The following is a 19,296-nucleotide window of genomic DNA, read 5'->3' as shown; positions in this document are numbered from 1 at the left end:
AAAGCACTAATGGAGCAAGCTAGTTTAAATAGAATGAAAAAAAAGTACAAACCTATTATGATCGTATTTGGCATTTTCATAATCATTTTAGGAGGATATGTGTATTGTTTCTTCGGTAATCCCTACCCAAGACTATCCTTGATAGGGACAGACCATATAAAAAACAGTGAGAATCTATCCATATTGAACCAACAGCAAGGGGGGACATTTTATCTCATCAAAAAATATAAGTATTCCAAACATATTTGGGCCATAGGCTTTGGTGGCGGAGTGGACCGGACAGATGATTTTTACGGACTGGGAATCTCCGACGGAAATAAAAAACCCATTTTGCCCCCTAAGTTTCAGTCTGTCCAAGCATACAGGGACCTTCATAACCATGAAGTCTACATCAAGTGCTTACCGTACCCTCCCTATACCACCTATGATGGTTATGAATATTATAAGATAGAGAACAATACGGCGGTTCCCATAACAACTAAACCGTATTACTGAAAAATGTAAAACTTAAAAGAAGCAAAGCACGAAAATCAAGCCACCGTCCCTTGGCAACTGCTTCCCGCTCCGGCCGTACAGCCATAGCAATGTTGCGAGATCACAATGTTGCGGTCGTTCAAAACTTCCTCGTTATAATCTTTGATGTGTTTTACCTTGCTGGCCACCTTTAGGCCCAGCATCTGGTTAAAGTCGCAATCGTAGAGCCAACCGTCCCAACTCACCGAAATGGTGTTGGTGCACATTACATTTTCCACAGCGGCGGGGTTATAGGCCTCCACCAAAGAATACATGTAATCCTCATAATTGTCAGAAGCGATGAGGTAATCCAAAAACCGGGAAATGGGCAAATTGGTAATCGCAAAAAGGTTGTGGAACTCAATGTTGAAATCCTCCTTCAACGCCTTTTTAAAATCGCGTTCCATGGCCGCTTGGTCGCTGGGCAAAAATGCTCCTGAAGGGTTGTAGACCAAATCTAATCGCAAATCACTGCCCGGGATGCCATAGCCCACGGTATTGAGTTGTTGCAGGGCCTCAATGGATTTGTCAAAAACCCCGTCCCCGCGTTGCTTGTCTGTTTTCCCTCGGGTATAGTGCGGCATGGAAGACACCACATGCACATTGTGTTTTTTGAAAAACTCCGGGAGGTCATGATACTTTTTATTGGCCCGAATGATGGTCAGATTGGAGCGTACAATAAAATCCTGAATGCCCGCTTTGGAGGCCTCTTCTACAAACCACCTGAAATTAGGGTTCATTTCTGGAGCACCACCGGTAAGGTCCAAAGTATGGGCACCGGTATTGCGGATGACCTCCAAACACAGTTCCATCGTCTCCCGGGTCATAATCTCCTTGCGGTCCGGTCCTGCATCTACATGACAATGCTCGCAGACTTGGTTGCACATATACCCTACATTGATCTGTAGGATTTCCAACGCTTTGGGCCGCAGTGGTGAATGGCCAATTTCAGCGATCTTGTCCTTAAAAAAGGGAAGTTCCCCGTCGGCAAACAGGCCGCCGTTCAAAACCTCCATTTGTTTTGAGGTATGGGCCAGTTCGTTTTCACGGGCCTTAAGGGATTTTTTTGCTGCTTTTTTAAGCTGTGGCATAATGCTTTCCGCCATGGTTATAGGTTTACATGGATAATTTGTTGTACTTGTTCATCATCTGGACTCCGTGGACCAGCGTGGCACCACTTTCTATGGCAGCTCCGGCGTGTACGGCCTCCATCATTTCTTCCTTGGTGATGCCCCGTTGCAGGCCATCTTTGGTATAGGCATCAATACAATAAGGGCATTTGACCACATGGGCCACGGCCAGCGCTATCAAGGATTTTTCACGGGCAGAAAGTGCCCCTTCTTCAAAGACTTTTCCGTAGTAGTCAAAGAATTTGCTTCCGAGTTCTTCGCTCCATTCTGTGATGTTGCCAAATTTGCGTAGGTCCGCTGGGTCGTAATATGAGTTTGCCATGTTTTTGCTTTTTAGTGGTTTAAAAATGTACGCCTCCCATGGGTAGGGATAGGCATAAAAAAGTAAGTAAGGATGTATCCAAGCGCTTACACTTGGACAACAAATGTTGGGAAAGGAGATAACGGAGAGCCCTTGTTGAAAGGGATGTCCAGAAAATTGGTTTTGAATACCTTCTTGTGGATATTGTCAATAGCCATTTTTTGATGAAGGATGATGGAAAAAAGAGCCAACCACCTTTTGGCCAAGGTTTTGGTAAAATTGGAAAGTCGCTTGATGTCCCTTTTCGAATCCACATCGATCAATACGTTCAACAAGGCAATGGGTTCCCCTTTGGTGGCAAAATAGTTCTGCGTTTCCTTGAGCAGAGAGGGCGATTGCCATGGAAGGGCCTGAAATTGCTGTTTGTTGAATTGGCTACGATGAAACCCAATAAGATAAAACCCTCCATCCATGGTTGGGCCTAAAACGGATTTTCCATGTTGGAGTAATCGGTGAGCCTCGAGCAAGTATTGGGTTTTCAATTGAGGACTGTCGTTCCCTATGGCAATGACATTGGCATAGCCTTTATCAAAAACCGATTGAAGGGCATGGGTAAAACGTTCCCCAAAAGTATTGCCTTGCTGTTCTTTTTCCGTAAAATGATGATACGGTAGGCCGGAAGTTTTGGCAATACTCAAGGTTTGCGTGGTCAGAGTTTCGAAGAAACTGGCATCACCATCTATTTTTTTGATACCACTATCCCGTTTCGCTGAATTTGCGAAAACAAGAATGGCGGTATTTTGAATGGGCCTTAGGGACAAATCAACCAAATAATTATCCTAAACTTACAATAATCTTAGCATAGAATTTGGTCGTTGGATGCTATTTTTGATTACATTTTCGAACAGGAAAACTAAAATTTAACATACCGACCTATGAGTCGGTTTTGATAATCAGGCCATTATCTTTTTGAGGATTAAAATCGAGAAACTCTCGATAAAATACTCAATTAGTGTCCTTTGAAGCCAAAAACAGACCCGTGAGTCGGTGAATGGGGGCTTTTCAAAATAGGAAAAGAGCGTCAATTGACGCTCTTTTTATCATAGTAGATTGTTTTTTAAGCACTGGGAAGCACCACGGTGTCAATAACATGGATCACACCATTGGATTGGTTTACATCGGCAATGGTTATGGTTGCCATATTTCCAACATCATCCTTGACCGTAATGGTTTTCCCATCCATGGTCGCGGTTAGGGCCTCTCCGTTTACAGTGGTAAGTTGAGCCATACCTTTCCCCTTTTTTATCAACCCCATCAAATCTTTGGAGCTGTATTTCCCGGCCACTACATGGTAGGTGAGTACCGCTTGTAGTTTGGACTTGTTTTCTGGTTTCAGTAAGGTTGCAACGGTGCCATCTGGTAGTTTTTCAAAAGCACTATTGGTAGGGGCAAATACTGTAAAGGGCCCTTCTCCTTGCAGGGTTTCAACCAAATCGGCAGCTTTGACCGCTGCTACCAAGGTGGTATGGTCGTTGGAATTTACGGCATTGGAGACAATATCTTTACTGGGGTACATAGGAGCTCCTCCTACCATTTTGGTTTGTGAGAAGCCAGTTGCAAAGGCCAATAGTGTCAATGATGCCGCAAGTGTTACTTTTTTTAAAGATTTCATAGGATTCATTTTTAGTTTATATATACACTTACGGAGTTATGTTGTGAGGGGTTTGGAAATTTCATAAGATTAATGATAGTTTAACTGAAATACGATGATGGAAAATACTTTGAAACAATGCGATAGGTTAACTTTGTTGACAATAGACTTAAAATGGCGGATGATATGTCAATAGGTTTGGTGCTCTCGGGAGGAGGCGTACGCGGAATGGCCCATATTGGATTGATCAAAGCCATGCGGGAACATGGTGTGGAGGCAGACCTTGTAGCCGGCTCAAGTGTTGGGGCACTCGTAGGGGCGCTCTATGCCAATGGCAACTCGGTGGAGAGCATGCTGAGTTTTTTTAGGGAGACCCCCTTGTTCCAGTATAGCTTTTTTGCCATCAACAAACCCGGATTTATAGATACCGAACGCTATTTCAAAATATTTAAGGGCTATTTTCCGGAGGACAACTTTGAGAGTCTTGGCAAACCGCTTTATGTGGTGGCCACCGATCTGTTAAAGGGAGAGGAGCGGATGTTCAACCAAGGGGAGTTGATAAAACCTTTGCTGGCCTCTGCAGCCCTGACCCCGGTTTTCAGTCCAGTGGACATTGGCGGGGTACTCTACGCCGACGGGGGCATCATGAACAACTTTCCAAAGGAGTATGTGGATGAACAGGTTTCATATGTCATTGGCAGTAATGTTTCCATCGCAGCCGAAGTACGCAAGAACGACCTTAAAAATTCGCTTCAGTTGGCCGGAAGGGTGACCAGTTTGATGATTTATGCTTCCAATCGGGCAAAATTAGCCGAATGCAACATTTCCATCGAACCCAAAGAGTTGGATAAAATTGGGGTTTTGGACAAAAAAGGAATAGAGAATGCCTTTACCATAGGCTATGACCATGGCAGCAGGGCCATGGAGAGAATGTTGTCAACTCAATAAAGTAGAGACACTATACATCGTCATAATCTACCACAAGTTTAGGGGTCAAGGGATGGGCTTGGCAGGTCAAGATCAAGCCTTCTGCAACCTCACCATCGGTAAGAATCTGGTTTTTCACCATTTCTGCCTTTCCTTCCTTTATACGGGCAATGCAACTGCTGCACACGCCACCTTGGCAAGAATATGGTGCATCAATATCCTCGTTCAGGACCGCATCAAGCACCAATTTCTTTTTATCCATGGTGAACGAAAAGGTCTCATCGTCCAAAATTACCTCTACTTGGGTCATTCCCTCCAAGTTTTCGGCCATAGTATCCTCAGTGTCCGCACTGGTGAACAATTCAAAATGAATACGATCCCCATCAACGCCATTGTTCTTCAAGGTATCCGAAACGGCATGGATCATATCTTCTGGCCCACATAGGTAAAAGGCATCAAAAGTGGTGTCCTTAAACTTATTTTTTACTACAAAGTTTACCGTAGAGGTATCTATTCGACCAAACAGGGCATCATCTTCTCTGGAACGACTGTAGATATATTGAACAAAAAACCTATTGGTATATTTTTGTTTCAGCTCTTGTATTTTCTGAAAGTACATGGTCTCTTCCGGGGATTGATTCCCAAAAACCAGTACAAAAATATTTTCTGGATGGCTTTCCAAAACAGTTTGGGCAATGCTCATGATGGGGGTTATACCACTCCCAGCGGCAAAAGCGGCCACATTTTTTGGTAGGTCATCCGTATGAAATACAAAGCGGCCATCAGGCGGCAAAACATCCAACACATCGCCTGCTTTCAAGGATTCATTGGCGTAGACCGAAAATGTACCTTCCGGCATTTTTTTTATGCCTACCGTCAATTTTCCAGAAGAAGGGGCCGAAGAAACGGAATAGGCCCTGCGGAGTTCCTTTCCGTTGAGCTGATGTTTTATGGTAATGTATTGTCCTGCTTCGTAAGCATATACATCCTTAAGATTTTCTGGAACTTCAAAAGTGAGGGCTACTGCGTTTGGGGTCAATGCATCCACTGCGGTAATCTGCAATGCGTGGGAATCACTCATAAAAACAATTTTGCTGCAAAATTAAGCATTCAACTTATTTTAGTAATGCATTCTGCAAAAAAAGCGCTACAAGAGAGCGCCTTTATATTATTAAAATCATGAGATGGCTATCCCATCATTGAAGTATCATAATGAAAACTGGCCTTAGTAATTTTTCCATTCTCCACTTGGTAGAGGCAGATTTCTTCCATGTTCATACGATTGCCATCCTTAAAAGTAACATCACTGGTCATGGGAACCACAAAGTGGTTACCCACTACAACGGGGTCACCAACGGAACCTCCGTGGGTTTCCTGAATGCTTTCGCCCCATAGTTTAAACCCTTCCAGAATGTTGTCCAATCCTTTGGTCACTTCATTGGGAACTCCTGGCATTTCAATACTCACGGCATTCTGATCGTATAGACTGTACGCTTCATTGAATTTACCTTCTCTGCAATAGGTCACTAATTTGTCTGCAATTTCTTGTGTGGTCATTTTGTTTCTGTTTTTATGATTAATAAAAGGATTTCATTAGAAGGGAGCATTCAAATTTTATAGGTATCAGTTATGTTTCTTTATAGGCAGCTCACCAAAACTACAAAATGTGGATAGGGGGCATTATGGGCAAATAAGACACTTTTAAGGGTTGATTCTGCCAAAGAGAACCCGTACATTTATCATTTGTAAACATATGATTATGAAACACGTAAGCATTTTGGTGCCTAAAGGCAATGCCATACTGAGCAGTGTGGTGGGGCCGTATAAGATTTTGTCCGCCACCAATCGTTTTCTAAAGAATAGCGGGGTTAGGAACGACGACTTTTTTGATATCCATTTAGTAGGCCTTGATAGAGACCTGTCACTATACAACGGTCTTTTTAGCATCCATTGCGATAAGATCATTGATGAGGTGGATAAAACAGACATTATACTAATTCCAGCGTTGAAGACTGATAATTTTTTGGAACAGCTAGAAGATAACCTGCCTTTTGTGGATTGGATCCTTAAACAACGGAACATACACAATGCCGAGGTGGCCAGCATGTGCATGGGCGCCTTTGTTCTGGCCCAGACTGGGTTGGTGGATGGCAAACAATGCTCTACCCACTGGGCGGCCATGGAAATGTTCAAGAAGATGTATCCCAAGGTCAATCTTGTTTCCAATAAAATAGTGACCGAAGAAGACGGAATCTACACAAGCGGAGGCGCTTATTCCTTTTTAAATCTTATGCTGCATCTTATTGGAAAGTACTGTGGTAGGGATGCGGCCATCTATATCTCAAAATATTTTGAGATAGAGATTGATAGGCAAGACCAAAACCAATTTGTCATTTTTCAGGGGCAAAAAGAGCATAACGATGTGGCGATCAAGGAAGCGCAAAGTTTTATTGAGAGCAATGTAACCGATAAGATATCTGTGGAAGAATTGGCCAAAAAATCTGCCATAAGTAGCAGGAACTTTGTTCGCAGGTTTAAAAAAGCCACCCAAAACACCCCTTTGGAATACATACAACGTGTTAAGATGGAAGCGGCAAAGCGTTGTTTGGAAACCACCCAGCAAAATGTAAATGAGGTCATGTATCAAGTAGGCTACGCAGACCAAAAAGCGTTCCGCACGGTTTTCAAAAAATATGTGGGATTGTCGCCCGTGGCGTATAAGGCCAAATACAATATGGCGGTATTAAATCGCGAACGAACCACTGCATGGTAAGAGTACTTTTTTGTTTGTTGCCGTCAAGCAAAATAAAAATCCAACACTTTATCGATGAGCCTTATAATAATCTGTGTTTTTTTTAGTTAAGGATACACAAGATCATCGATAATTTTGAAGCTTCGACACATATTTTCCATCGCCATAATTTTAGGAGGGTTGATTCTTGACTCCTGTTCTACCCAAAAGGACAAGTTCATCAACCGAAACTGGCACGCACTCAACACCAAGTACAACACCCTGTATAATGGCAATCTTGCCTTTGAAGTAGGTAGGGAAGAACTCAATGCCAACTATCGGGATGATTATTGGGAAATCCTCCCCGTGGAACGTTTGGAGGTCACGGACGAGGTAAAGCTGGATTCCGAAGACAACAACCCCAATTTTATCATTGCTGAGGAAAAGGCCACCAAGGCCATCCAAAAGCACAGCATGGATATTAAGGACCAAGAGCGCAATCCGCAAACCGATGAAGCCTTTCTGCTTTTGGGCAAAGCGCGCTACTTTGACCAACGTTATATTCCAGCATTGGAATCGTTCAATTACATTTTAAGGAAGTACGTTGAAAGCGATAAATTAAACGAGGCCACTATTTGGCGGGAAAAGACCAACATGCGGTTGGACAATCCTGAAGTGGCGATTAAGAACCTCAAAAGGTTATTCAAGTACGAGTCGCTCAAAGATCAGGAATATGCCGATGCCAATGCTGTTTTGGCGCAATGCTATATCAATTTGAATGCACCGGATACCGCCATCCAAAAACTTAAGATTGCCCAGGCCTATACCAAAAAGAACCCGGAAAAAGGGAGGTATTTGTTTATCATTGGCCAGTTGTATGACCAATTGGGGCATAAGGACAGTGCCAATTACGCTTTTGACAAAGTGATTGCGCTCAACCGCAGGTCACCACGAGTGTATATGATCAATGCACACCTGAAGAAAATCCAGAATACGGAAATTACAGATGGTAATAGGGAAGGGCTGTTGGAGTATCTCACCGAATTGGAGGAGAACCGTGAGAACCGCCCCTTTTTGGACAAGATTTATCGTGAAGTGGCCCAATTTCATTTGGCCAACGATTCGGATAGCCTAGCCTTGGTTTATTATAACAAATCCCTAAAAACTACCCAAGGAGAGCAAAAGCTCAACGCCCTTAACTATCAAAGTTTAGCCGATTACTATTTTGATGAGGATGCGTACAAAATCGCTGGGGCTTACTATGATAGTACCTTGACCAATCTAAAGGAAAATACAAGGAAGCACCGAAATATAAAAAAGAAACTGGATAATTTGGAAGATGTCATTAAATACGAAGACATTGTTCAACATACCGATAGTATCATAACGCTTTACGAAATGCCGGAAACGGAGCGTAAAGCGTATTTTGAGGACTATATCGCTGAACTGAAACGCAAGGAAGAAGCTGAAGAGGAAAAGAAGAAACAACAGGCCGCTGCGGGCTTTGCCACTTTTGCAAAGAGCAAAGGAGGAAAACAAAACCAAGGGAAGTTTTACTTTTATAATGTAACGAGCTTGGGGTATGGTAAAAACGATTTTAAGACCCGTTGGGGAGACCGCAGCTTGGAAGATGATTGGAGATGGAGCAATAAATCCCGAACCCTGATATCTGAAGCTACGGGAGAACAGGTGGCAGGCAATGATCCATCATCTGAAAACCTTACCGAAGACCAACGATATTCAACGGAGTATTATTTGGATCGGATTCCCACCGATGTAGCTGAAATTGACAGCCTTCGAACAGAAAGAAACTTTGCCAACTACCAATTGGGGTTGATCTACAAGGAAAAATTCAAGGACAACCTGTTGGCCGCCGCAAAGTTGGAAAAGGTATTGGCCTCCAATCCAGAGGAACGATTGGTTCTTCCATCAAAATACAACCTGTTCAAGATTTATGAGGAAAGCGGCAGTCCCTTGGCCCAGAACATGATGCAAGACATTATCTCCAATCACCCTGATACTCGCTATGCAGAAATTTTATTGAATCCACAAGCTGTTCTGGAAGGAAACACCGATAGTCCGGATGCACGTTACGCAGCCCTTTTTAAATTGTATGAAAAGCAAGAGTTCCTTCAAGTCATTACCCAGTCTGAGAGATACATCAACCAATTTACGGGAGATCCCATAGTACCCAAGTTTGAAATGTTGAAGGCCAATGCCATTGGTCGCCTGCAAGGTTTTGAGCCGTTCAAGGAGGCCTTGAACTATGTGGCTCTGACCTACCCTAACAATCCAGAGGGAAAAAAAGCCGAGGAAATGGTTGAAGAGCAATTGCCCAAATTGGAAAAAAAGGATTTTTCTCCAGAAACCGGATCTAGTGGCGCTGGTAACTGGAAAGTGGTTTTTCCGTTTAAGATACGGGATGATGAAAGAGCATTAAAACTGCAAGAAAGACTGGTGGAAGCCATCAAGGAGCTCAACTATAGGAATACGGTTTCCAAAGACATCTATACCCTTGAGGACGAGTTTGTGGTGGTACATGGTTTTCGTTCCAAAGATTTTGCCCTAGGCTTTGCCGAGCTTATAAAAAACAACAAGGACTACCGCATCAAAGATGAGAATTTCGTAATTTTATCGGATAACTATAAAATTATTCAAGTACATAAGAACTTAGAATCATACAAAGCACAATTTTAAACCCCAAAACCCTAGAACACAATGTTTTCTGACAACAAAAAACCACGACCTATGAATGAATTTGGAGGACAGCCCAACAGAATAGAAAAGAACACGAAGATAAAAGGTGACATTACTTCCGAAGCCGATTTTAGAATCGACGGGAAACTTGAAGGCAACGTAAAAACCTCTGGCAAGGTTGTCATTGGAAAGGACGGATATATCAATGGAAAAGTAGAATGTGTCAATGCCGATATTGAAGGAAAGTTCAATGGAGAACTTTCGGTAACAGACCTACTTTCACTTAAGGCTTCTGCCATTATTGAGGGAACTGTCAGTGTATCCAAATTGGCCGTAGAGCCAGGCGCCACGTTCAACGCAGCTTGCACCATGGGCAAGGGAGCAATGGCTGGCACAACCACTGCGGCACCAAAAATGCAGGCATCCAAGACCAATGAGCCAGCAAAAGTCTCCTAAGAACGGATTCAAGAATGCGGCGATTCTTACAGGAATCGCTTTTGAAATGGGGATAATTATCTATTTGTCCGTTCAAGGCGGGAAATGGTTGGATGCCCAGTACCAAAATGAAAAAAATATTTTTACGGTAATTGCCACTTTATTGGGAGTGACAATTTCTATTTGGGTAGTTTTGCAGCAGTTGAAACGTATTAAATACTGATGTTGAAACAAAATATTTTCATCCAATTTACCTTACTTCTGTTCCTTTTGCTCCTTCTGGCCTTTGGCATCCACCTTTTTGTTCTTATAAGCAGGGACCTTGCTCCTCTCGAAAATTTGATTGTACGCTCCTATGTGGTCAACGGCCTTTTGGCAACTACGATTTTTGGTCTTTTGTACCGTTTTCGAGAAAAACTGAAAAATCAGATGGGATTTTTGTTTATGGCGGGCAGCTTACTGAAATTTGTGTTTTTCTTCCTATTGTTTTACCCAACCTACAAAGCTGATGGCGAAATGTCCGGTCTGGAATTCGCTGCTTTTTTCGTGCCCTACGCCATAGCCCTGTTGATGGAGACCTATTTTATGTCCAAAATGCTCAAAAATCTGGAAGAGGCTTCCAAAGAATAGCACACACAAAATCCTCAAAAATAAAAGTTTGAAAGCTTTTTTCTTTTTAGAAGAATGGCTTACATTTGCACCGATTTTGAGAGACCGATATTTTGAGCGAAATGCGAAAGACTTTTTTTACGAGATTTTTTCTTGTTGCAACACTATTGTTGGCCCAGTTCACTTTTGCCAATGAGCAAGAACATGAAGCCGAAGAGCACGGCAAGGATTTAAAAACCGAAATTAAGGAATACATCTCCCATCACCTTAAGGATTCCCATGACTTTTCTTTGTTTTCCTATACCAAGGAAAATGGTGAGCATAAATATGTTGGCTTTCCATTGCCAGTCATTTTATGGGACAATGGGCTAAAAGTCTTTTCCTCTTCAAAATTCCATCATGGCGAAACCATTGCCGAAGTAGACGGCAATCACTACAAGCTGTACCATAGCAAAATATATAAGACAGATGCAGAGGGGACCATCAATTATGATGAAGAACATCATCCCACCAATGTAAAACCTTTGGACTTCTCCATCACCAAGAATGTGGTCATGATCATTGTCACTGGATTGTTGATGTTGTGGTTATTTACCAGCTTGGCAAGATCGTATGCCAAGAACAATGGGATACCTACTGGGGCAGGTCGTTTCTTTGAACCTATTGTACTTTACATTCGTGATGATATCGCCAGACCGAACATCGGTGAAAAGCGTTACAAAAAATATATGCCGTTCTTGCTGACCATCTTTTTCTTTATTTGGTTCTTGAACATTTTTGGGTTGACTCCACTTGGGATCAATGTTACAGGAAACATCGCCATAACCTTTGCGTTGGCGCTGATGACCTTTTTGATCACCAACTTTACGGGAACCAAGGACTATTGGATGCACCAATTCAATCCATTGGGCAACACCATGCCTTGGTATGCCAAGATACCTTTATATATAATATTGGTTCCCATTGAGATTTTGGGACTCTTCATTAAGCCATTTTCCCTGTTGATTCGTTTGTATGCGAACATGCAAGCTGGACATATTGTTTTGATGAGCTTGATCGGGTTAATGTTCATCTTTAAGAGTTGGTTGGGAAGCCCATTGTCCTTTTTCTTGGCCTTTGCCATCTCGTTGATAGAAATATTGGTAGCATTGCTACAAGCCTATATATTCACCATGTTGAGTGCGTTGTACTTCGGATTTGCCTCCGAGGACCATCATGAAGAGGGCCATGAAAATGACCCCGAGTTGGTGCATTTATAATAGTTGTAATTCCCACGTAGTTGGGAATCCAGTAAGTTGAATTTTTAATTTTTAAACTAGATAGATATGGAAATTCCAGTAATGGTAGGTGCAGGTTTGGTAGTTATCGGTGTTGGTCTTGGTATTGGTAGAATCGGTGGTTCTGCTATGGAGGCTATTGCCCGTCAGCCTGAAGCTTACGGAAAAATCCAAACAGCGATGTTGATTGCAGCAGCGTTGATTGAAGGTATTGGTTTTGCTGCGCTATTTGCAGTATAATCAAAAACTCTAAAGCAAAAGTTGTAACGGTTGGTTACAGCTTTTGCTTAGTTTAAATAATTAAGAAGCAAAGTAAATTTAGATATGGAAAAGTTATTGGAAGAGTTTTCGGTAGGACTATTTTTTTGGCAAACCATTTTGTTTGGATTGCTGTTGTTCCTATTGTGGAAGTTTGCATGGAAACCCATTCTTAATGCGGTAAATGACCGTGAAGAAGGTATCAAAAATGCATTGGATGCGGCCGAAGCTGCCAAAAAGGAAATGCAGAACGTTACCGCCGATAGCGAAAAATTATTGAAAGAAGCCCGCGCCGAAAGAGATTCATTGTTAAAAGAAGCAAGGGAAATCAAAGAAGGAATTATCTCTGAAGCCAAGGAACAAGCCAAGGTAGAGGGCGATAAAATGATAAAGCAGGCCCAAGCTGCGATAGAAAGTGAAAAGAAAGCCGCTGTGGCAGATATTAAATCTCAAGTGGCCAATCTTTCCGTGGAAATAGCGGAAAAAGTGATAAAAGAAGAGTTGTCCGACAAGAAAAAGCAACAGAAGTTGGTCGAGGACATGTTGGGAGACATCAAACTGAACTAATTGAGCATGAACCAGAACAGGGCAGCCATACGCTATGCAAAAGCAACCTTGGATTTTGCTATCGAAAAGAAGGCGGCAGATGCCGTTGAGAACGACATGCGGGACATTGCCTCGGTAGTTGCCGAAAGCAAAGAGTTGCAAAATCTTTTGGAAAGCCCCATAGTTAAAGGTGAGGTTAAGAAAAATGCGTTATTGGAGGTTTTTAAGAATGCCAACGAGATAACCAAAGGACTTATCACCACACTAACGGATAACCGAAGAATTGGGATGTTAAGGGAAGTGGCCTATAAATACATCATACTTCATGAAAAATTGAAAGGGGAAGACGTAGCTTATGTGACAACAGCAGTGCCGTTGACCGCTGATTTGGAGAAGAAGATGTTGGCCGAGGTAAACAAGATTACCGGAAACAAGGTCACTATCCAAAACAAGATTGATGAAAGCATCATAGGAGGATTTGTGTTGCGTGTTGGCGATTTGCAGTACGATGCCAGTATCGCAAACAAATTGAACAATTTAAAAAGAGAATTTACAAATAGTCTATAAAAATGGCAGGAGTAAAAGCCGCTGAGGTATCAGCAATTTTGAAAAAACAATTATCAGGTTTTGAGGCTACCGCTTCTTTGGATGAAGTAGGTACCGTATTGCAAGTGGGTGATGGTATTGCCCGTGTATACGGACTTTCCAATGCCCAGTACGGGGAGTTGGTAGAGTTTGATGGCGGTATGGAAGGTATCGTTTTGAACCTGGAAGAAGATAACGTTGGTGTGGTTTTGTTGGGCCCATCCAAAGAGATTGTGGAAGGTGCTACCGTAAAACGTACACAACGTATCGCATCCATTAAAGTGGGTGAAGGAATTGTTGGCCGTGTTGTGGATACCTTGGGGAACCCTATCGATGGTAAAGGACCTATCTCTGGAGAAACCTATGAGATGCCCTTGGAGCGAAAAGCCCCTGGTGTAATTTATAGACAACCTGTAAACGAACCATTGCAGACTGGTATCAAGGCTATTGATGCCATGATTCCAATTGGTCGTGGACAACGGGAGTTGGTAATTGGTGATAAACAAACAGGTAAAACAACCGTTTGTATCGATACCATCCTAAATCAGAAAGAATTTTATGATGCCGGAGAGCCTGTATACTGTATCTATGTTGCTGTAGGGCAGAAAGCATCAACTGTGGCTGCCATCGCAAAGACTTTGGAAGATAAAGGTGCCTTGGCCTATACCACTATTGTTGCCGCCAACGCATCAGACCCTGCGCCTATGCAGGTATATGCTCCATTTGCTGGTGCAGCAATAGGTGAATACTTTAGGGATACAGGTCGTCCAGCTTTGATCATCTATGATGATTTGTCAAAACAAGCAGTTGCCTATCGTGAAGTATCATTGTTGTTGAGAAGACCTCCAGGTCGTGAAGCGTATCCTGGTGACGTATTCTATTTGCACTCAAGATTGTTGGAACGTGCCGCAAAAGTGATTGCGGATGATGATATTGCAAAAGACATGAACGACCTTCCAGAGGTATTGAAACCTATAGTAAAAGGAGGTGGATCGCTAACAGCACTTCCAATTATTGAAACACAGGCAGGTGACGTTTCCGCATATATTCCAACCAACGTGATTTCTATTACAGATGGTCAGATATTCTTGGAACAAGATTTGTTCAACCAGGGTGTACGTCCCGCGATTAACGTAGGGATCTCCGTATCTCGTGTGGGTGGTTCCGCACAGATCAAATCCATGAAGAAAGTAGCAGGTACCTTGAAATTGGATCAAGCGCAGTTCCGTGAATTGGAAGCGTTTGCCAAGTTCGGTTCCGATTTGGATGCCGCCACCTTGAATGTAATTGAGAAAGGACGTAGAAACGTTGAGATTTTAAAACAAGGACAGAACGATCCATTTACAGTGGAAGATCAGGTGGCTATCATCTTTGCAGGTTCCAAGAACTTGTTGAGAGATGTTCCTGTGGACAAGGTAAAAGAGTTTGAAAAAGATTTCTTGGAGTTTTTGAACGCCAAGCACAGAAATGTTTTGGATGCCCTTAAAGCTGGTAAATTAACCGATGAGGTTACCGATACATTGACAGCTGTTTGTAAGGACCTTTCAAGTAAGTACAAAAACTAGTTACGAGTATTCAGTAGATAGTACTGAGTCTAGGTAAAGCTCAATACTCAATACTAGAATCTAAATACTACAAATAGTATGGCGAATCTAAAGGAAATACGGAATAGGATTTCATCCATCTCTTCAACGATGCAAATTACCAGTGCCATGAAAATGGTATCGGCTGCAAAGTTGAAAAAGGCTCAGGATGCCATTACGGCCATGCGTCCTTATTCTGATAAGCTTACCGAATTGTTACAAGGATTAAGTGCAAGTTTGGAAGGGGATGCAGGAAGTAAGTTTGCCGCTGCAAGGCCGGTAAACAAGGTTTTAGTGGTTGCAATCACATCCAACCGTGGTTTGTGTGGAGCATTCAACTCCAACATCATCAAACAGAGTAGAATCTTGGTAGAGGAAACCTATGCCGGTAAAAAAGTGGATTTTGTGACCATTGGGAAGAAAGCCAACGATATCCTTCGTAAAAAGAACACCATCTTGGCCAACCATAGTGATGTTTACGACGACTTGACCTTTGATAAAGTTGCTGAAATCGCTCAATTTTTGATGGACCAGTTTACGGAAGGAACATATGATCGAATAGATTTGGTCTATAACAAATTCAAAAATGCTGCAACGCAGCAGGTCATGACCGAACAATTTTTACCCATTGTTCCAGTTGAGGGAGATGCTGCTGGTACCACGGATTATATTTTTGAGCCCTCTAAGGCTGAAATAGTGGAACAGCTAATCCCAAAATCCTTAAAAACCCAATTGTTCAAGGCCATTCGTGATTCCTTTGCCAGTGAGCACGGTGCCCGTATGACGGCCATGCACAAGGCTACGGACAACGCCGGAGAATTGAGGTCCCAATTGAAATTGACGTACAACAAGGCCCGCCAGGCAGCCATTACCAGCGAAATCCTTGAAATTGTTGGTGGCGCGGAAGCATTGAACAATTAAGCCGAACGAAAGCGAGGCTAAATAGTCAAAAGCTTAAGCATTGAACAACTTGAGTTCAGAAAGATATGTAAAGGCCGCTTCAAGCGGCCTTTTTTGTTTGCGCAATTTTGACACCGGTGGACTAAAGGGTTTTGTGTAACTTGTGGCTTTATTTAAAAGGTTTTAAAGAACACACCTATTGAACCCGTTAAGAAGGCTTTTTAAGCAGACTTTTATCTATGGCCTGGCCACCGTTCTGCCGCGGGTCATTTCCTTCTTATTGCTACCCCTATACACTTCAGTTTTCGAAAATGCATCAGGGTATGGGCAGTATACCAATATTTATGCTTGGATTGCCATTTTCAACGTGTTTTTGGCCTATGGTATGGAGACAGCCTTTTTCAGGTTTTACCATAAGAGGGAAGATAAAAACAATGTAGTTTCAACATCCCTTATTTCCTTACTGGGGTCATCATTGCTGTTTTTGATAATGGCACTTTCTTTAAAACAATGGCTGTCCGAAGTAACCAACATCAACCCTGATTATATAAAGTTCACGGCCTTTATTTTGGTTTTGGATGCCTTGGTTATTATTCCGTTTGCCCTATTGAGGGCCCAAGAAAAGCCAATGCGCTATGCGGTATTAAAAACCATCAATGTGGTCATCAACTTGGTTTTCAATGTCTTTTTCCTACTAATTTTGCCCCAAATGGCCCAAGAAACGGAAAGTGGGTTCTACCATTCTATTTACAAAACAGATTGGGAAATTCATTATGTGCTGATTTCGAATGTTATCGCAAGCGGTGTTACACTGTTGATTCTATTCCCAACGTATATTAAGGTTCCCTATACGTTTGATACAAATCTTTGGAAAAAGATGTTAAAATATGCTGGTCCAGTAATGCTGGCCGGAGTGGCATTTACAATCAATGAAGTATTCGATAAGATTTTACTCACCGAAATGTTGCCAGAGGATATAGCGGAAGCCGAAGTAGGGAAATATAGTGCATGCTATAAATTGGCTTTGTTCATGACCTTGTTCGGTACAGCTTTCCGGATGGGTGTAGAACCTTTTTTCTTCAGTCATGCCAAATCGGAAAAACCCCAACGAACCTATGCACAGATTACCAATTACTTTGTAATTCTAGGCAGTATTATTCTACTGGGCGTTATTGTTTTTGTAGATGTACTGGCCAAGATTCTAATCGGCAATGCAATTTATCGAGAAGCCTTAAATGTTGTGCCCATTATCCTGCTGGGAAGTTTTTGTTTGGGAATCTATCACAACCTCTCTGTTTGGTACAAGGTCACGGACCAGACCAAGTTTGGGGCCTATATTTCGTCCATTGGAGCTTTGGTCACTTTAATCATAAACGTTGCATTGATTCCAAAAATGGGGTATATGGCGTCGGCCTGGGCCACATTGGCTGCGTATGGATGCATGATGCTCTTATCGTATTTCTTTGGAAGAAAATACTACCCCGTACCTTATAATATGCGAAAGATAACCTTCTATCTTTCGGTTTCACTTCTGTTTTCCATCCTCTCGTTCTATGTTTTTAATAGAAATTTAATAGCCGGTAGCCTTCTTCTTTTGTTATTTTTGATGCTGATTTATAGAATGGAAGGAGATAATCTAAGAAGCATATTTTTAAAGCGTGAAAATTAAGGTAATCAACAAGTCAAGTCACAAACTGCCCCATTACGAAACATTGGCCTCCGCAGGGATGGATTTAAGGGCAAACCTAGAAGAATCAATCACACTAAAACCCTTGGAAAGAGCTGTTGTGCCCACGGGAATCTTTATGGAACTTCCTGTAGGGTATGAAGCCCAAGTAAGGCCCCGTAGTGGTTTGGCGGCCAAAAAGGGAATATCTGTCTTGAATGCCCCTGGAACCATTGACGCGGATTACCGTGGAGAAGTGGGGGTAATTTTGGTGAACCTGTCCTCTGAAGTGTTCATTGTTGAAAATGGTGAGCGGATTGCCCAGATGGTATTGGCAAAGCATGAACGTGCTGAATGGAAAGAAGTGGATTCCCTTTCGGAAACCGATAGGGGCGCAGGCGGCTTCGGAAGCACAGGCACAAAATAAAATAAACACGAACAACCTTATACAAAAAGCATGAAGATTATTGTCCCTATGGCGGGAAGAGGTTCCCGACTGAGACCGCACACGTTAACTGTACCAAAACCATTGATTCCAGTAGCGGGAAAGCCTATAGTGCATCGCTTGGTGAGTGATATTGCCAAAGTACTGGGCGAACCTATCGAGGAAGTTGCCTTTATTTTAGGAGACCCTGCTTTTTTTGGGGATGATGTAGTGGAGAGTTTGATGGAACTTGCCAAGGAACTTGGAGCAAAAGGATCTATTTACCGACAAGATCAGCCTTTGGGAACCGGCCACGCCATAATGAGTGCCAAGGAGTCCTTGAGTGGTCCAGCGGTCATTGCCTATGCAGATACCCTTATCCGTGCCGATTTTGACCTAGATAAAACAGCAGACAGCGTTATCTGGGTGAAGCAAGTGGAGCGCCCTGAAGCTTTTGGAGTGGTTAAATTGAGTAAGGACAACCACATTGTGGAATTGGTGGAAAAACCCCAAGAGTTTGTATCCGATTTGGCGGTGATAGGCATCTATTATTTTAAAGATGTGGCCGTATTGAAAAACGAGCTACAGCATGTATTGGATAACGATATCACCAATGGTGGTGAGTACCAAATCAACGATGGTATCAAGCGCATGATGGAAAAAGGGATGAAATTTGTGCCAGGACAAGTGGATGAATGGATGGATTGTGGCAACAAAAATGTAACCGTGGAGACCAATCAGCGCATGTTGGGCTTTTTGGCAAAAGATGGTGAAAAATTGATAGCCAATTCAGTGAAAACTGAAAACGCTAATATTATAGAACCCTGCTTTATTGGTGAAAATGTGGTGCTCAAAAACACCACGGTAGGTCCTTTTGTATCGGTTGGGGCGAACACAGTTTTGGAAAATTCAACCATTAAGAATAGCCTCATTCAGAATAACAGCAAAATATCCAATGCCAATTTGGACAATGCCATGATTGGCAATCATGTGGTTTTTAATGGTAACTTTGAGACAATAAGTATAGGGGATTATTCCGTTATGGAGTAAAGACACTTTTTTA

Annotated in this window: 22 protein-coding genes; 16 read left to right on the top strand and 6 right to left on the bottom strand. The window is 42.4% G+C overall.

What is annotated here, in order from left to right:
- The first annotated feature begins 33 nt into the window (after positions 1-33).
- Entirely contained in the window at positions 34-495 is a 462-nt protein-coding gene (locus ACP14V_RS16640; RefSeq protein ID WP_272609046.1) for a hypothetical protein, read from the top strand.
- 35 nt (positions 496-530) lie between these two features.
- Here the strand turns inward: ACP14V_RS16640 and arsS are convergent, their stop codons facing one another.
- From arsS to ACP14V_RS16620, 4 genes are all read right to left on the bottom strand, one after another.
- The gene (arsS, locus tag ACP14V_RS16635; protein ID WP_272609045.1) at positions 531-1,619 is read right to left on the bottom strand and encodes an arsenosugar biosynthesis radical SAM (seleno)protein ArsS; all 1,089 of its coding nucleotides are present in this window, start codon (positions 1,617-1,619) and stop codon (positions 531-533) included.
- Positions 1,620-1,629: 10 nt separating this feature from the next.
- Positions 1,630-1,965 carry an arsenosugar biosynthesis-associated peroxidase-like protein gene (locus tag ACP14V_RS16630; RefSeq protein ID WP_116216706.1) on the bottom strand — a complete coding sequence of 112 codons (336 nt, stop codon included), beginning with the start codon at positions 1,963-1,965 and terminating at the stop codon, positions 1,630-1,632.
- An 86-nt stretch (positions 1,966-2,051) separates the two neighbouring features.
- A complete protein-coding gene (locus tag ACP14V_RS16625; RefSeq protein ID WP_272609044.1) occupies positions 2,052-2,774 on the bottom strand; it encodes a TIGR04282 family arsenosugar biosynthesis glycosyltransferase in 723 nt (240 codons plus the stop codon).
- Between the two features lie 287 nt (positions 2,775-3,061).
- Positions 3,062-3,616 carry a fasciclin domain-containing protein gene (locus tag ACP14V_RS16620; RefSeq protein WP_272609043.1) on the bottom strand — a complete coding sequence of 185 codons (555 nt, stop codon included), beginning with the start codon at positions 3,614-3,616 and terminating at the stop codon, positions 3,062-3,064.
- A 165-nt stretch (positions 3,617-3,781) separates the two neighbouring features.
- Here ACP14V_RS16620 and ACP14V_RS16615 point away from each other — a divergent pair, with 165 nt between their 5' ends.
- Positions 3,782-4,543: a patatin-like phospholipase family protein gene (locus ACP14V_RS16615; RefSeq protein WP_272609042.1), complete on the top strand. Its 762-nt coding sequence runs from the start codon at positions 3,782-3,784 to the stop codon at positions 4,541-4,543.
- 10 nt (positions 4,544-4,553) lie between these two features.
- Here ACP14V_RS16615 and ACP14V_RS16610 read toward each other — a convergent pair whose 3' ends face one another.
- Complete coding sequence (locus tag ACP14V_RS16610; protein ID WP_272609041.1) at positions 4,554-5,603, bottom strand: ferredoxin--NADP reductase; 1,050 nt, start codon at positions 5,601-5,603, stop codon at positions 4,554-4,556.
- A gap of 107 nt (positions 5,604-5,710) precedes the next feature.
- Positions 5,711-6,079: a nuclear transport factor 2 family protein gene (locus tag ACP14V_RS16605; protein WP_272609040.1), complete on the bottom strand. Its 369-nt coding sequence runs from the start codon at positions 6,077-6,079 to the stop codon at positions 5,711-5,713.
- A gap of 202 nt (positions 6,080-6,281) precedes the next feature.
- Here ACP14V_RS16605 and ACP14V_RS16600 point away from each other — a divergent pair, with 202 nt between their 5' ends.
- From ACP14V_RS16600 to ACP14V_RS16535, 14 genes are all read left to right on the top strand, one after another.
- Complete coding sequence (locus ACP14V_RS16600) at positions 6,282-7,295, top strand: GlxA family transcriptional regulator (RefSeq protein ID WP_272609039.1); 1,014 nt, start codon at positions 6,282-6,284, stop codon at positions 7,293-7,295.
- Positions 7,296-7,409: 114 nt separating this feature from the next.
- Positions 7,410-9,950: a tetratricopeptide repeat protein gene (locus ACP14V_RS16595; protein WP_272609038.1), complete on the top strand. Its 2,541-nt coding sequence runs from the start codon at positions 7,410-7,412 to the stop codon at positions 9,948-9,950.
- Between the two features lie 21 nt (positions 9,951-9,971).
- Positions 9,972-10,406 (top strand): bactofilin family protein, encoded by a 435-nt coding sequence (locus ACP14V_RS16590; RefSeq protein WP_272609037.1) that lies wholly within the window; start codon positions 9,972-9,974, stop codon positions 10,404-10,406.
- Complete coding sequence (locus ACP14V_RS16585; protein ID WP_272609036.1) at positions 10,384-10,608, top strand: AtpZ/AtpI family protein; 225 nt, start codon at positions 10,384-10,386, stop codon at positions 10,606-10,608. The genes ACP14V_RS16590 and ACP14V_RS16585 overlap by 23 nt, the downstream gene beginning before the upstream one ends.
- Positions 10,608-11,015 carry a DUF6168 family protein gene (locus ACP14V_RS16580; RefSeq protein WP_272609035.1) on the top strand — a complete coding sequence of 136 codons (408 nt, stop codon included), beginning with the start codon at positions 10,608-10,610 and terminating at the stop codon, positions 11,013-11,015. The genes ACP14V_RS16585 and ACP14V_RS16580 overlap by 1 nt, the downstream gene beginning before the upstream one ends.
- Before the next feature lie 101 nt (positions 11,016-11,116).
- Positions 11,117-12,253, top strand: a complete 1,137-nt coding sequence (atpB, locus tag ACP14V_RS16575; protein ID WP_272609034.1) for a F0F1 ATP synthase subunit A — start codon at positions 11,117-11,119, stop codon at positions 12,251-12,253.
- Between the two features lie 66 nt (positions 12,254-12,319).
- Complete coding sequence (atpE, locus tag ACP14V_RS16570; RefSeq protein ID WP_045801726.1) at positions 12,320-12,511, top strand: ATP synthase F0 subunit C; 192 nt, start codon at positions 12,320-12,322, stop codon at positions 12,509-12,511.
- A gap of 84 nt (positions 12,512-12,595) precedes the next feature.
- Positions 12,596-13,096: a F0F1 ATP synthase subunit B gene (locus ACP14V_RS16565; RefSeq protein ID WP_136564988.1), complete on the top strand. Its 501-nt coding sequence runs from the start codon at positions 12,596-12,598 to the stop codon at positions 13,094-13,096.
- Positions 13,097-13,102: 6 nt separating this feature from the next.
- Positions 13,103-13,642, top strand: a complete 540-nt coding sequence (gene atpH / locus ACP14V_RS16560; RefSeq protein ID WP_136564987.1) for an ATP synthase F1 subunit delta — start codon at positions 13,103-13,105, stop codon at positions 13,640-13,642.
- A 2-nt stretch (positions 13,643-13,644) separates the two neighbouring features.
- Positions 13,645-15,225, top strand: coding sequence for a F0F1 ATP synthase subunit alpha (gene atpA / locus ACP14V_RS16555; protein ID WP_136564986.1), 1,581 nt, complete (start codon positions 13,645-13,647; stop codon positions 15,223-15,225).
- A gap of 78 nt (positions 15,226-15,303) precedes the next feature.
- Positions 15,304-16,164: an ATP synthase F1 subunit gamma gene (gene atpG, locus ACP14V_RS16550; protein ID WP_272609033.1), complete on the top strand. Its 861-nt coding sequence runs from the start codon at positions 15,304-15,306 to the stop codon at positions 16,162-16,164.
- Positions 16,165-16,342: 178 nt separating this feature from the next.
- Positions 16,343-17,812 (top strand): lipopolysaccharide biosynthesis protein, encoded by a 1,470-nt coding sequence (locus tag ACP14V_RS16545; protein WP_272609032.1) that lies wholly within the window; start codon positions 16,343-16,345, stop codon positions 17,810-17,812.
- Positions 17,802-18,236: a dUTP diphosphatase gene (dut, locus tag ACP14V_RS16540; protein WP_272609031.1), complete on the top strand. Its 435-nt coding sequence runs from the start codon at positions 17,802-17,804 to the stop codon at positions 18,234-18,236. Before ACP14V_RS16545 ends, dut begins: the two co-directional genes overlap by 11 nt.
- Before the next feature lie 30 nt (positions 18,237-18,266).
- Positions 18,267-19,283, top strand: coding sequence for a sugar phosphate nucleotidyltransferase (locus ACP14V_RS16535; protein ID WP_272609030.1), 1,017 nt, complete (start codon positions 18,267-18,269; stop codon positions 19,281-19,283).
- Positions 19,284-19,296 lie beyond the last annotated feature (13 nt).

It is taken from the genome of Flagellimonas alvinocaridis (assembly GCF_965248585.1).
GTDB lineage: Bacteria > Bacteroidota > Bacteroidia > Flavobacteriales > Flavobacteriaceae > Flagellimonas > Flagellimonas alvinocaridis.
Note: the sequence above shows the minus strand (reverse complement) of the source record. Positions and strands in the feature narration are given on the sequence as shown.